11 protein-coding genes are annotated in these 14,535 nt (G+C 61.0%); 4 read left to right on the top strand and 7 right to left on the bottom strand.

Translation table 11 applies throughout. The annotated features are described in order from the left end of the window. Both LCF60_RS17395 and LCF60_RS17390 read left to right on the top strand, forming a co-directional pair. On the top strand, positions 1 to 612 hold a 612-nt coding region (locus LCF60_RS17395), incomplete at its 5' end, for a DegT/DnrJ/EryC1/StrS family aminotransferase (RefSeq protein ID WP_292293497.1). Beyond that, positions 612 to 1,352 carry an amino acid racemase gene (locus tag LCF60_RS17390; RefSeq protein ID WP_292293495.1) on the top strand — a complete coding sequence of 247 codons (741 nt, stop codon included), beginning with the start codon at positions 612 to 614 and terminating at the stop codon, positions 1,350 to 1,352. The genes LCF60_RS17395 and LCF60_RS17390, both read left to right, overlap by 1 nt. Before the next feature lie 17 nt (positions 1,353 to 1,369). On the opposite strand, the gene urtE is transcribed toward LCF60_RS17390, so the two are convergent. From urtE to LCF60_RS17355, 7 genes are all read right to left on the bottom strand, one after another. After that, the gene (urtE, locus tag LCF60_RS17385) at positions 1,370 to 2,077 is read right to left on the bottom strand and encodes an urea ABC transporter ATP-binding subunit UrtE (RefSeq protein WP_292293494.1); all 708 of its coding nucleotides are present in this window, start codon (positions 2,075 to 2,077) and stop codon (positions 1,370 to 1,372) included. After that, complete coding sequence (gene urtD / locus LCF60_RS17380; protein WP_292293493.1) at positions 2,067 to 2,807, bottom strand: urea ABC transporter ATP-binding protein UrtD; 741 nt, start codon at positions 2,805 to 2,807, stop codon at positions 2,067 to 2,069. The genes urtE and urtD overlap by 11 nt, the downstream gene beginning before the upstream one ends. Then, complete coding sequence (urtC, locus tag LCF60_RS17375; protein WP_292293492.1) at positions 2,804 to 4,057, bottom strand: urea ABC transporter permease subunit UrtC; 1,254 nt, start codon at positions 4,055 to 4,057, stop codon at positions 2,804 to 2,806. The genes urtD and urtC overlap by 4 nt, the downstream gene beginning before the upstream one ends. Before the next feature lie 3 nt (positions 4,058 to 4,060). After that, entirely contained in the window at positions 4,061 to 5,965 is a 1,905-nt protein-coding gene (urtB, locus tag LCF60_RS17370) for an urea ABC transporter permease subunit UrtB (protein ID WP_292293491.1), read from the bottom strand. A gap of 154 nt (positions 5,966 to 6,119) precedes the next feature. Beyond that, entirely contained in the window at positions 6,120 to 7,400 is a 1,281-nt protein-coding gene (urtA, locus tag LCF60_RS17365) for an urea ABC transporter substrate-binding protein (RefSeq protein ID WP_292293500.1), read from the bottom strand. Between the two features lie 303 nt (positions 7,401 to 7,703). Then, positions 7,704 to 8,048, bottom strand: a complete 345-nt coding sequence (locus tag LCF60_RS17360; protein ID WP_292293489.1) for a hypothetical protein — start codon at positions 8,046 to 8,048, stop codon at positions 7,704 to 7,706. Positions 8,049 to 8,295: 247 nt separating this feature from the next. Further along, positions 8,296 to 9,192: a hydrogen peroxide-inducible genes activator gene (locus LCF60_RS17355; RefSeq protein WP_292293487.1), complete on the bottom strand. Its 897-nt coding sequence runs from the start codon at positions 9,190 to 9,192 to the stop codon at positions 8,296 to 8,298. Between the two features lie 117 nt (positions 9,193 to 9,309). Here LCF60_RS17355 and katG point away from each other — a divergent pair, with 117 nt between their 5' ends. Then, complete coding sequence (katG, locus tag LCF60_RS17350) at positions 9,310 to 11,487, top strand: catalase/peroxidase HPI (RefSeq protein ID WP_292293486.1); 2,178 nt, start codon at positions 9,310 to 9,312, stop codon at positions 11,485 to 11,487. Between the two features lie 185 nt (positions 11,488 to 11,672). Further along, entirely contained in the window at positions 11,673 to 14,534 is a 2,862-nt protein-coding gene (locus LCF60_RS17345) for a monovalent cation/H+ antiporter subunit A (RefSeq protein WP_292293484.1), read from the top strand. Position 14,535 lies beyond the last annotated feature (1 nt).

The raw sequence follows: 14,535 nt of genomic DNA, 5'->3' as shown, positions 1-14,535 counted from the left end.
GAAGGCGGTTTGCTGACCTCCGACGATCCGGAATTCATGGCGCGGGCGATCATGCTTTCGGGATCCTACATGCTGTATGACCGTCACGGGGCCGCGCCGCCACCCGAAATGTTCACCGATGTCCGGCTGGACACGCCGAACATGTCCGGGCGGATGGACAACCTGCGCGCGTCGATCCTGCTGCCGCAACTGGCGATGTTGGAGACCAATATCGACCGCTGGAACGCGCGGCACGATCTGGTGGCCGACAGGCTGCGGGGGATGAACGGCATCTACGTCCCGCACCGCCCGGAACAGGAGCGCTATGTCGGGTCGTCCTTCCAGTTCCTGATGCCGGAGGCCAGCAAGGAAACCGTGCAGCAGGTGGTAACAGGGGCCAAGGCGCTTGGCGTCGAGCTCAAGTGGTTCGGCGCGGACAGCCCGGTTGGCTTCACCTCGAACCACCAAAGCTGGCGCTATGTGACACCGCAGGACCTGCCCAAAACGGATGCCATTCTTGCCGGATTGCTGGACACGCGCATTCCTCTGACGTTCAGCCTCGAAGATTGCGCCCATGTGGCCGACATTATTGCGCATGTGGTGGCGCGCGCCCTGCAAAAAGGAGCAGCCTGATGCGGCGTATTGGTGTGCTGGGCGGTATGGGCCCGGAAGCGACGATCTTTTTCATGCAGCAGATCGTCGACGCCATTCAGGCACGCGACGATTCCGATCACATCCCCTTGCTGGTGGACAACAACACCCAGGTGCCTTCGCGCATCAAGGCGATCCTCGAAGGTGGCGGAGAAGACCCCGGTCCGGTTCTTGTCCAGATGGCCAAGGGGTTGGTCGGCGCAGGTGCCGAGGCGCTCGTCATGCCCTGCAACACCGCGCATTACTATGCGGGTCAGGTGGCGGCTTCGACCGACGCACCTTTCCTGAACATGGTCGAAATGTCCTGCGCAGAGGCTGCGCAGATCGCCCCCGGCGGCAAGGTTGGTTTGCTCGGTTCACCCGCGCTGCAACAGGTGGGCGTGTTCGAAAAGGCGCTGGCCGGTGCGGGTCTCAGCCCGGTTTACGCAGCAGAACAGGGTCGAGCGCTGGCCACGATCCGGTCCATCAAGGCACAGGGGCCCTCGGAATTCGCGGCGCACACGCTGTCAGACATCTGCACGCAAATGGTCGAGGACGGGGCGGATGTGATCTGCATCTGCTGCACCGAATTCTCGCTTCTGGCGCAGGATATCAAGGCCACGGTGCCTATGTTCGACGCAATGCAGGTTCTGGTGACTGCAACGGTCGCGTTTTCGCGCTCAGACCTGTCTGAATTGGACACTCCAAACGCGGGCGATCGCGTCGTCGGTGCCGCGACCTGACAAAGGGTCAAGCCACCCTAGACCGACACGCCGGCCAGCAATTCATCCCGATCCAGATCCCCTTTCGGGCCGCTCATCTTCACGGCACCGCGTTCAAGAACGTAAAAACGGTCGCCCAGATCGTAGGCAAAGCTGAAATACTGTTCGACCAGCACAATTGCCATGTCGGCCTGTTCGCGCAGCAGGGCAATCACCCGCCCGATCTGTTGGATGATGTTCGGCTGGATGCCTTCGGTCGGTTCATCCAGCAGCAAAAGCTTTGGCTTGGTGATCAGGGCGCGCGCGATGGCAAGCTGTTGTTGCTGCCCACCCGACAGGTCGCCACCCCGCCGGTGCAGGAAGTCCTTGAGGATCGGGAACAGCTCGTAAATGTGATCGGGGATCTGATGTTCTGATTTCGGCAGGCAGGCAAACCCGGTTTCAAGGTTCTCGCGCACGGTGAGCAGGGGGAAGATATCGCGCCCCTGCGGGACATAGGCGACACCTTTCTGGGCCAGCGCATGTGCGCTTGCCGATCTGATGTCCTCGCCATTCAGCGACAGCGTCCCACTGGAATAGGCATGTGTGCCCGAGATCGCCTTGAGCAGGCTTGTCTTGCCGACGCCGTTTGTGCCCATGACGCAGGTGATCTCACCCCGATGCGCGGCCATGTCGATCCCGTTCAGGATCTGGCTGCCGCCATAATGCAGGGTCAGGCCCTTCGTGCGCAGGACTTCATCGGCCAAGATACACCTCGATCACCTGTTGGTTCTTCGTCACGTGGTCCAGCGACCCTTCGGCCAGCACAGACCCTTCGTGCAGCACCGTCACCTTGCAGTTCAGGCGACGCACGAATTCCATGTCGTGTTCGACCACCACCACCGCGCGGGTCTTTGCCGCCTCTCGCAGAATGTCCGTTGTGTGTTCGCGTTCGGCAGGCGTCATGCCCGCGGCGGGTTCGTCAACCAGCAGGAGGCGCGGATCCTGTGCCAGAAGCATGCCGATCTCAAGCCATTGCTTTTGCCCGTGGCTCAGCTCGCCCGACTTGCGATGCAGCGCGCCGGAAAGGCCGATTTGCTCAGCCAGATCCGCGACCTTGTCATTGTCGTCTTTCGTCGGCTTGAAAAACAGGACTGCCAGGGGGCCCCGCGTTTTCTTCAAAGCCATCATCAGGTTGTCGAACACGCTCTGGTCCTCGAACACGGTGGGTCGTTGGAACTTGCGGCCGATACCGGCCTGCGCGATCTTGCTTTCCGACATCTTGAGGAGGGAGTCGCCGCGATCTCCATAGACGACCCGTCCTTCGTCGGGCCTGGTCTTGCCGGTTATGATGTCCATGAAGGTTGTCTTGCCTGCACCGTTGGGTCCGATCACCGCGCGCAGTTCGGCATCGGCGATCTGGAAGGACAGGTTGTTGATGGCCTTGAAGCCGTCGAACGACACGGACACGCCAGAGACTTCGAGCAGGGTGCTCATTTGTCCGCCTCCTGTTCCCGCAACGCGCCTTGATCGGGGCCAAGGTCTGCGCCGTGCCGGTTCGGGCCTTTGCGGTCGATCAGGATATCGACAAGGCCACCGATGCCCTTGGGGGCATAAAGTGTCACACAGACAAAGCTGAGACCCAGAAGCACCGTCCACCAGTCCACCCAGCTGATCGTGTAGAACCCGAGGTTGATGTCGGGCGCTTGCCCGCCGGTGAACCAGGTCGAGACCAGCGACACGAACGCCGCCCCGATCACCGCGCCGTAGAGCCGGCCACGTCCGCCGATGGCAACCCAGACGGCCAGGTAGATGGAGGCAATGGGGGCAAGCTCTGCCGGGTTGATGATGCCCGCTTGCGGGTAGTAGAGCGCGCCGGCGATCCCGGCGATGACGGCTGTCACGGTAAAGATGGCGAGCTTGAACGCCTCTACCGGGTATCCAAGGAAGCGGACGCGGGCTTCGTCATCGCGGATGGCGCGAATGACCGATCCGAATTTGCCCGACACGATCCAGGCACACAGCAGATAGCCAAGACCCAAGGCAAGCGCCGAGCCCCAGAAGAACCAGAGCGACACGATATCCTGCGATACGTCCGATTGACCGGGCAGGTTTTGCAGACCCGAAAGACCGTTGTTGCCCCGCAATCCACTGTCGTTCTGAAACAGATGCAGCGACAGGGCGAGGGTCATCGCCTGTGTCAGGATCGACAGGTACACACCTGTGACCCGGCTGCGAAAGGCCAGCCAGCCAAAGACCAGCGCCAAGAGGCCGGGCACCAGGACAACGGCCAAGAGTTGCAGCGGCAGGGAATGGGCAAAGGCCCAGATCGGCGGAAATTCGGATGCGCCGACAACGCCGAAGATCTGGCTGGCGATGCCGTCGGAGACCTCTTGCGGCGTGGGCGGCAAAGGTGCAGCGGCAAGGCTTTCCAGAACGATGATCTCGGTCCGGGCATACATTAGCCACATGCCGATCGCGTATCCACCAAGGCCGAAGAACGCCATGTGGCCAAGGCTGAGGATGCCGCAATATCCCCAGACCAAATCCATCGCCAGCGCCACGAGGCAGAGGCAAAGCGTCTTGCCAAGCGTCTTGACGAAGCTGGTGGAGATGACGCCGATGCCGAAGCCTTCGGACAGGATCGTCACCCCAACTGTGAACAGCGCGAGGATGGCAACGAAGACCATCACCGACGGGAAACGCAGTGCGAAGGGTTCGCGACGGGGCAGGGATACGTCTGTCATGGCCTATGCCTCCGCCGCGCGGCCCTTGAGGGCGATGATGCCCTTTGGCCGGAACTGGATGAACAGGATGATGAACAGGATCATGTAGGTCTGTGCCGCCAGCGTGTTGGACGGGTTCAGCCATTCGATCCCCTTTTGCAGCGATCCGACCATCGTCGCGCCCAGCAGGGTGCCCCAGATGTTGCCGACGCCTCCAACGACGACGGTCATGAAGCTTTGCACGATGTAATCGCTGCCCATCTCGGACGTGACCTTGGCGTAAAGCCCGATGGCGACGCCGGCGATGCCGGCTATGCCGGACCCGAAGCCGAAGGTCAGCATGTTGATCTTGTCGGGGTTGATGCCCATCGACGCCGCCATGCGCGGGTTTTGCGTGACCGCACGCACCTCCAGCCCCAACCGCGTGCGGTTCATGACGAACAGAAACAGCGCAAGGAACAGCAGGGCCAGAACGAAGATCGCGATGCGGATATAGCTGATCGACACGATGTCGTTGATGACAAGCGATCCGTCCAGCCAGTCGGGGGCGGTCAGCGGGCGCGCCTGCGTGCCGAAGATGTTCTTGGCCAATTGCTGAAGCGCGATGGAGATGCCGAAGGTGGCCAGCAGGGTCTCCAGCGGGCGATGGTACAGCCAGCGGATCACCAGGCGCTCCATTGCAACACCTGCGCCAAAGGTCACGGCAAAGGCCAGCGGGATCGCGACGATGATCGACAGTGTGTAATCGGGGATGAACAGCTGGACCACGTAGCCGGTATAGGCCCCCATCATGATGAATTCGCCATGCGCCATGTTGATGACGCCCATCACACCAAAGGTGATGGCAAGCCCGATGGCAGCAAGGAAATAGATCGAGGCCAGCGACAGCGCATCCAGCCCAAGATCAATCGCCTGGTTGACATGCACCTTGTTTTCAATGGCCTGGAGCGCAAGCTGCGCGGCCGCCACCACCTCGGGCGGCGCACCGATATAACGCTCGTAGAAGACGTGACTGGCAAGGCGGTCATCCACTTCGGCCTCGGTGGCGACGGCCGTGACCGTACCTTGTTCGGCCAAGGCCGCGTAAGCCATATCGCGGGCGGCCTGACTGTCGAGCGTTGCGACCTGAACACCGGCCACCTGACCGTCCGAGATGTTTGCGACAAGCGCATTGCGCTGGTCTTCGCGGCTGATGCGCGGCTTGGCGAGATCGGCGCCCACAAGCAATTCATACGCTTCGTCGCGTGGCAAGGCTTCGGAGCCCGGCTGTAGAACGCGACCGATATCCGGCGCGTCGGGAAGCGCATCGGCTGCCTCGACCCGGACGGCCAGAAGCGGGTTGAGTGCGGCACGTACGTCCACGCTCAGATCGCCACCAAAGCTCTGGATCGCGGTGATCCGTTCTGCGTCGGTTTCCCCGTAGCGGATGGTCAGCAAGCGTTCGAGCCGGTCTTTCCGAGCGCGGATCGTGTCGTCTGTTTCGTTCGGGAGGCTGACGCGGAGCGCTGCAAGGTGGCTTTCCTCGGCCCCGCGTTCGATTGCGTCAAGCGCACGGCGGCGGGTATCGGGGTCGGGGTCGCTGAGTTGAAACTGCACGAGGGCGGTGGCGATCAGGCCCCGGATGCCGGAATTCGGCTTGAGTTGGTCGAAGGCATCATCCGGAACCTCGCCAATCTCGGTCCCGTCGGCAAAATCATAGATGCGCAGCGTGTCGCGGTCTATCTCTTCTGCGTAGACGAAAAGCCCGGTCTCTTCATCGACCCACATTTCCTTGTTCTGCCATTTGTCGAGAACGACCTGCGCCTCGGGCAGTCCGGAATTGGCCAGCGCATCGACGGCCGGGCCGATTGTGCGCCGCGAGCTTTCAAGCAGGACGTCGCTATGGGTTTGCAACAGCCGCTGGATCGGTGCGTCGGCTTGTTGGGCCATGGCCGGACCTGACAGGCTCAGCCAAGTCAGAAAGAGAGTGGCAAAACGCAGCATTGAGGATGAATCCGTTTCGAAATGGTGCGTGCAGGCACACACCTACATCAGGTGGCCGGTCGCGGCGTAGGGTGCGTGCTTTCGCACGCACCGCTCGGGGTCAGTAGTTCGACTTGATCTGCACGCAGGTCGATGTGTCGGTGTTGTACATACCGCAGCCCAATTCCGCCCAGTCCGACTTGAGAACCGCAGATTCCGGAAGGAAGTCCGTCCAGGCATCGCCCGGCACTTCTTCGGTCTGGCTGATGATGTCGAACTGGCCATCTTCGGTGATTTCACCGATCAGGACCGGCTTGGCGAGGTGGTGGTTCGGCAGCATCACGGAGGTTCCGCCTGTCAGGTTCGGGAATTCCTGGCCGTACATTGCGGTGCGCACCGCATCGACGTCGGTCGTGCCCGCTTCGGTGACCGCGTTCACCCACATGTTGAAGCCGATATAGTGGGCTTCCATCGGGTCATTGGTCACACGGTCATCGCCCATGCGTTCTTTCCAGGACGCAACCCATTCTTCGTTGGCTTCGGTGTCGGCGGATTGGAAATAGTTCCAGGCTGCCAGGTGACCGACGAGGTTCGTCGTGTCGAGGCCGGACAGTTCCTCTTCTCCGACCGAGAAGGCCACGACCGGGATGTCGTCGGCGGAGATGCCGGCAGCGGCCAGTTCCTTGTAGAAACCGATATTCGCATCGCCGTTGATGGTCGAGATTACGCCGACCTTCTTGCCGTCGGCGCCCAGGGCCACGACGTCCGCGACGATCTTGGACCAGTCGGAATGACTGAAGGGCGTATAGTTGACGAAGATGTCTTCTTCCGCGATGCCCTTGTCCTTCAGATACGCCTCGAGGATGTTGTTCGTGGTGCGCGGGTAGACATAGTCGGTGCCCAGAAGCGCGAATTTTTCGACGCCGAGTTCTTCAAGGAAGTAATCCGTGGCCGGAATCGCCTGCTGGTTCGGGGCAGCGCCGGTGTAGAACACGTTCTTGGAGCTTTCTTCGCCTTCATACTGCACCGGGTAGAACATCAGACCATTGAGCTCTTCCAGCACCGGCAGAGCGGATTTGCGGCTCACCGATGTCCAGGCGCCGAAAATCACGTCGACATTCTGGACGGTCAGAAGCTCACGGGCCTTTTCTGCAAAGAGCGGCCAGTCGGAGGCGGGGTCGACGACGACGGCTTCGAGTTCGCAGCCGAGAAGGCCACCCTTGTCGTTCTGGATATCAACCAGCATCTCCATCGTGTCTTTGAGCGTGGTTTCCGAAATGGCCATCGTGCCGGACAAGGAGTGCAAGACACCGACTTTGATCGGGCAGCTTACATCCTGGGCAAATGCGGGCAGCGTGGAAGCAACCAGTGCGGCGGCTGCCGCAGAGCTGAGAAATTTCATCGACATTGTGCAAACGTCCTTCGTACGTTTTGCGCCGCAGGAGGTTGCCGAAAGCAGAACCGACCACCACGTATCGCAGACGCAAGTTAATTGCGGAGTGCGGTAAGGTCTGGAGTTGAACGGCCGGCCTTATCGCACGCTATCGACTGATGATTGCCACCAGCCGCGGGTATCTAGGCTGTACTTGGCGAGGTCAGGAACAGAGTCCCCGCGCGGTCGGTGGCTCTCAGGATCAAACGCACATGTTTTGGGCGATTGGGGGGCGACTGTCGCGAATTTAAGCATCTTGCGAGGGCGGGAACCTTATTGCGACGCTTTCCAAGTCCCCTGATTCACCGTTTCCGCAACACCGGAAGAACCTCGAAGTGCAGGAGCGGCGGTATCGGCCGAGGCGGACAGAAGCATGTCGCGGCATTGGTCGATTTCTTCGCGCGCCCGTTTGTTCGCCCAGGCAGATCGGCGTTCGTCACGCGAGAAGGCGGACTGCGTCAGAAGGGCCGCGTGCGCCATCTTTGCCTCGATCCGGACTGACAAGGCCCGGGAGGCGGTTTCCGGAGTGACGATCGCATCAAGGACGTCGAGCAGATGAGAACGCTCGGTTTCCACTTGTCTGCCTGTTGCATCGGGCAACAACCAATGATGCTCCATCTGCGCCGAAAGCCGTCCGACGCATTCGGTGACACGGTTCAGCAGGCTGTCTTCGGACTGCGCTGCTGTGACGGCAAGGCAGATGGCGACCGCGGCATATGCGAGAGTTTTTAAAACGCCCATAATTTGAGCATTTAGCGCAAAGATGTGCCGATCAAGTTAACATTTCCGAAAACAGCGCATTTTCGCCAAGGTGAGTCCGCCGCGCAGCACCCTGATTTGTCAGCGCATTGCGCGAAAACACGGCCTAAAGTGATCGCAAGGCAGCCCCGCGCAGGATCGCGCCGACCTGTGTCAACTGATCTACCAGCGGACTCGACTTGCGCCAGACCATCCCGATCGTGCGCGACGGGTGCGGGGCGGGAAATCGGGAAACCGAGACTTCTGCCGACCGGGTCTCGAGCTGGATCGCCATTTCAGGAATGAGCGTCACGCCCATGCCCGCGCTGACCATCTGAACCAGCGTCGACAGAGAGCTGCCCTCCATCAATTGGCGCGGCTGGGTCTTGCTAAGTTCGCAAAACGACAATGCCTGATCGCGGAAGCAGTGGCCTTCCTCAAGCAGAAGCAAGCGCATCGTCTTGAGCATGTCAGGGCTCGGGATCGCTTTGTCAGCCTCGCTCAGAGGGCGCACAAGGACAAATTCCTCGTCGAACAAGGCGGATTCCTGCAAGGCGGGCTCGGAGATCGGCAGCGCGACGATCGCCGCCTCCAGCCGCGACTCAAGAAGGTCCGAGACCAGCGATTTCGTCACGGTCTCGCGTATTTCCAGTTCGATCTCCGGAAAGCTGTCGGACAGGGCGCGGATCATTTTTGGCAGGAGATAGGGCGCGACGGTCGGGATCACGCCAAGGCGGAACCTGCCGGACAACGGCCCGCGCGACGCCCGCATGAGGTCTTCGAGTTCTTCTATGGAAACAAGCACCTGCCGTGCCTTGTGTATGAGGTCTTCGCCGATCGCCGTCAGCCGGACCTTGCGCGCACCGCGTTCGACCAGGGGTGCGCCGAACAGCGCCTCAAGCTCCTTGATCTGCAAGGACAGGGCTGGTTGCGAGATCGAACAGGATTCAGCCGCGCGACCAAAATGCTGATGCCGGGCCAGCGCATCGAAATAGCGCAGTTGCTTGATGGTCAGGTTTATCATCAGAAAAACTTATCATATTCTTTTGAATATCCAATTGGAATTAATCGTTCCCTGTGGTTAGAACCGTTCTAGATTGAGCGAAATGCTCTTCGTGATTCACTTCGAGGGAGAAAAATCATGGACGGTAATAACATGGACAAGGCTGGTGCCTGTCCGATCATGCATGGTGGCAACACCGGTACCGGCAACAGCGTGACCAAGTGGTGGCCAAGCGCGCTGAACCTCGGCATCCTGCACCAGCACGGTGCCCGCACCAACCCGATGGACCCGGACTACAACCACCGCGAGGCCGTCAAGGCGCTCGATTTCGACGCAGTCAAGGAAGACGTCAAGGCGCTGCTGACCGAAAGCCAGGAATGGTGGCCGGCGGATTGGGGTCACTATGGCGGTCTGATGATCCGACTGGCGTGGCACTCGGCGGGATCCTACCGCATGGGCGACGGACGCGGTGGCGCCGCAACGGGCAACATCCGCTTCGCGCCGCTGAACTCGTGGCCGGACAATGCCAGCCTCGACAAGGCGCGGCGTCTGCTGTGGCCGGTGAAGAAGAAATACGGCAATGCTTTGTCCTGGGCCGATCTGATCATCCTGTCGGGCACCGTCGCCTACGAATCGATGGGCCTGAAGACCTATGGTTTCGGCTTTGGTCGCGAAGACGTCTGGGCGCCCGAAGAGGACGTGAACTGGGGTGTCGAGCAGGAATGGCTCGCTCCGTCCGAAGAGCGTTACGGAGACCTGGACGAACCCGCCACGATGTACAACCCGCTGGCGGCTGTGCACATGGGTCTTATCTACGTGAATCCGGAGGGCGTGAACGGTCAGCCCGATCCGGCGCGTACCGCATTGCACGTGCGCGAAACCTTCAAGCGCATGGCCATGAACGACGAGGAAACCGCGGCATTGACCTGTGGTGGACACACTGTCGGCAAGGCACATGGCATGGGCGCGGGCGATACCATCGGCGATGCGCCCGAAGGCTGCCCGGTTCATTCCCAAGGGTTCGGCTGGGAAAACGCGGGGCACCAGGGCAAGGCGGCCAACGCCTTCACCTCGGGCATCGAAGGTGCGTGGACGCAGCATCCGACCAAGTGGGACATGGGGTATTTCGACTACCTGTTCGGCTATGAGTGGAAGCTCACCAAATCGCCCGCCGGTGCAAACCAGTGGGAGCCGGTCGACATGCCGGACGAGGTCAAGCCGGTCGATGCCACCGATCCGTCGATCCGTCGCAACCCGATGATGACCGATGCCGACATGGCGATGAAGGTCGACCCGATCTACAACGAGATCTGCCAGAAGTTCCGCGCGGACCCCGAGTATTTCGCCGACACATTCGCCCGCGCTTGGTTCAAGCTGACACACCGCGACATGGGTCCGAAGGCCAATTACTACGGTCCCTACGTCCCTGCGGAAGACCTGATCTGGCAGGATCCGATCCCGGCTGGCAACACCGGCTACGATGTTGAAGCCGTGAAGGCCAAGATCGCCGACAGCGGCCTGACCGCAGCCGAGATGATCGCAACCGCATGGGACAGCGCCCGCACCTATCGCGCCTCCGACAAGCGGGGCGGTGCCAACGGTGCCCGCATCCGTCTTGCGCCGCAAAAGGACTGGGTTGCCAACGAACCCGAGCGTCTGGCCAAGGTTCTTGACGCTCTGGAGCCGATTGCAGCCGAAACCGGTGCTTCGGTCGCCGATGTGATCGTGCTGGCGGGCAATGTCGGTCTGGATCAATCGCTCAAGGCGGCTGGTCACGACATCGACGTGCCCTTCGCTCCGGGTCGTGGGGATGCGACAGACGACATGACCGATCACGCAAGCTTTGATGTGCTCGAGCCGCTGGTCGATGGGTTCCGCAACTTCCAGAAGGAAAAATATGCGGTCTCCATGGAAGAGCTGACGCTCGACAAGACGCAGTTGATGGGTCTGACGGCACGCGAAATGGCCGTTCTGATCGGCGGCATGCGCATGCTGGGCACAAATCATGGCGGCAACAAGCATGGTGTCTTCACGGATCGCGAAGGCCAGCTGACGAATGACTTCTTCGTCAACCTGACCGACATGACCTATAGCTGGCACCCGCTGGACGATGGCACCTACGAGATCCGCAACCGCAAGACCGGCGAGGTCAAGTGGACGGCGACAAGCATCGACCTGGTGCTGGGCTCGAACTCGATCCTGCGCGCCTATGCAGAGGTCTACGCCCAGGATGACAACTCCGAAAAGTTTGCGCGTGATTTCGTCGACGCGTGGACCAGGGTCATGAACGCGGACCGTTTCGATCTGGTCGCGTAAGCCTTCAGAAAACACGCCCGGGCGGAGTATCTGCCCGGGCGATTTGCCATGTTTCGGCCGCCGAGGACTGACAAAAGCAACATTGGTGGGCGGATTGCACCACCGGGACGCTCCGAAGCTTTTTACATTGCCGTCATTTGACGATATTGCGCACCGAAGCAACTCGGGTCGGATCAGCAGGTAATATGGGCACTTCGGGCAACCTTTTATTTCTCATAGCTTTGCTGCCGTTCATCGGGGCGCTTGTTCCGGGGATCATGATTCGGGCTGGACGCAACGCGTGCGCGGCCTTCACGGCGGTTCCGACGGCACTGGCGCTATTGCTGCTGCTCACACTCGCGCCCGCCGTGATGGACGGGGAAACCGTGCAGGCCGAAGTCGAATGGCTGCCGCAGCTTGGCTTGTCAGCGTCATTCTTTCTGGACGGTCTGGGCCTTCTGTTTGCCTGCATGATCCTTGGTGTGGGACTTCTGATCACGCTCTATGCGCGGTTCTACCTGTCTGGCGACGACCCGGTCGGCCAGTTCTATACCTATCTCCTGCTGTTTCAGGGCGCGATGCTTGGGATCGTCATTTCTGACAACATCCTGCTATTGCTGATCTTCTGGGAGTTGACGTCGCTGTCGTCGTTCCTGCTGATCGGGTACTGGAAGCACCTGCCCGAAGGTCGGCAAGGCGCGCGCATGGCGTTGGCCGTGACCGGGGCAGGCGGGCTTGCGATGATCGGCGGCATGCTGATCCTGGGCAATATCGCGGGCAGCTATAACCTCACGGACATCCTTCAGGCAGGCGATGCGATCCGCGCGTCCGAGTGGTACATGCATGCGCTCATCCTGATCCTGCTGGGTGCCTTCACCAAATCGGCCCAGTTCCCGTTTCACTTCTGGCTGCCCCACGCCATGGCGGCGCCGACACCGGTTTCGGCCTATCTGCACTCTGCCACGATGGTGAAGGCGGGTGTGTTCCTGATGGCGCGGATGTGGCCGGTCCTGTCGGGGACGGATGCCTGGTTCTATATCGTCGCCACCACGGGCCTGATCACGATGGTGCTGGGCGCGTTGATCGCGCTGTTCAAAAGCGATTTGAAGGCGTTGCTTGCGTTCTCGACGGTCAGCCATCTTGGCCTTCTGACGATGCTCCTGGGGTTCGGGACCCAGGCTGCGGCAATCGCGGCGGTGTTTCACATCATCAATCACCTGACGTTCAAGGCCGCGCTCTTCATGACCGCCGGGATCATCGACCACGAAACCCATACCCGCGACATCCGGCGCTTGGGCGGGTTGCGCAAGCTGATGCCGGTCACCTTCGTGATCGGGACGGTTGCAGCGCTGTCGATGGCGGGGATTCCGCTGTTCAACGGCTTCCTGTCGAAGGAAATGATGCTCGAGGAGGCGTCGCACACCGATTGGGCCGGCAGCCCGTACCTCGTGCCCGTCATGGCGACGATCGGGGCCTTGTTGTCAGTGGTCTATTCGTTCCGCTTTATCGGCCACGTCTTCTTTGGCCCGGTGCGCGACGACTATCCGTCGCATCCACACGACCCGCCGTTCGGCCTCTGGGCCGCGCCAGCCCTGCTGACGGTTCTCGTCGTGCTGATCGGTGTCATGCCGTTCCTTGCCGACGGGATCGTGGCGGCCGCCGCAAGCGCGGTGACCGGAGCCGAACTGAACCCGCACCTGAAGATCTGGCATGGCGTCACGCCTGCGCTCTTCATGTCGATTGCCGCCGTTGGCGGGGGTGCGATCGTGCTTCTGGCGCATGGCCCGCTGGACCGCGCCTGGAACAAGACGCCGCGTCCCGAAGCCAAGGCGATCTTCGACCGGCTGGTGGCACGCTGCGTGTCGCTATCCCGCTTCATCGCGGAAGGGACCCATAACGGATCGATGAGCCGCTACCTTGCGATATTCACCGTGGCGTCGGTCGTCATGGGTGCCTTGGCCTTTGCGGGAAGCGGCATGTCCGCACCCACCCGCGGCCTTTTGCCGATTCCTGCGGTGATCGGAGTCGGCTGGGTGATGCTGATCGTTGCAACGATTTCTGTCGTGTCGATGCACCATCACAGGTTCCGCGCGCTCGTATTGATCGGGATCATCGGACTCACGATTTCGGCGGGCTTCGTGTACCTGTCTGCACCGGATCTTGCCCTGACCCAGATCTCGGTCGAAACCGTCACGATCATGCTGCTCCTCCTTGCGCTGCACTTTCTTCCGAAAGACACGCCACGGGAAAGCTCGACTGGACGAAGGGTGCGCGACGCGATCATCGCCCTGGCAGCAGGAAGTGGCGTTGCCGGGCTGTCCTTCGCCTTCATGCAGCGGGACATCTCGACGATTTCGTCCTTCCACATCGCCAACAGCTATGAAGGTGGAGGCGGCACCAACGTGGTCAACGTGATCCTCGTCGATTTCCGGGGCTACGACACCTACGGTGAAATCATCGTTCTCGGGATCGCGGGTTTTCTGATCTACGCCTTGATGCATTCGCTGCTCGACGGACCGGCGGCACGCCGTTTGCGGAACACGGATTACTCGCTTGACCGGTCGCGCGACCGGCACCCCTTGATGATGGTGGTGGTGACGCGCGTTCTCATGCCGATCGCCTTGCTGGTGGGAACCTATATCTTCCTGCGCGGCCACAACCAACCGGGCGGGGGCTTTGTGGCGGGGCTGGTCGTCGCCATCGCATTGTTGATGCAGTACATGGCGTCCGGCTTTGCCTGGACCCAGGCGCGACAACGGATCGAATATCACACGATGATCGGTTTCGGCGTGGTCATCGCCGGACTCACAGGCTTGGGCGCGTGGCTGTTTGGCAGCCCCTTCCTGACCAGCGCCTATACCTATGTCCACCTGCCTCCGATCGAGGAGTTCGAACTGGCGACTGCCATGCTGTTCGACCTCGGAGTGTTCCTGACGGTCCTGGGGGCGGTCATGCTCATGCTTTACAGCCTCTCGCGCATCGCCCGTTATGCCGGAGAAACTGTGAACGTGACGCCGATGGACTACGACCCGGGCCGCGCGTCGGAAGATGGATCGGAGAAAAGCTGAC

Source organism: Marivita sp. (assembly GCF_020055635.1).
GTDB lineage: Bacteria > Pseudomonadota > Alphaproteobacteria > Rhodobacterales > Rhodobacteraceae > Marivita.
This window is presented reverse-complemented; position numbering and strand designations above follow the sequence as displayed.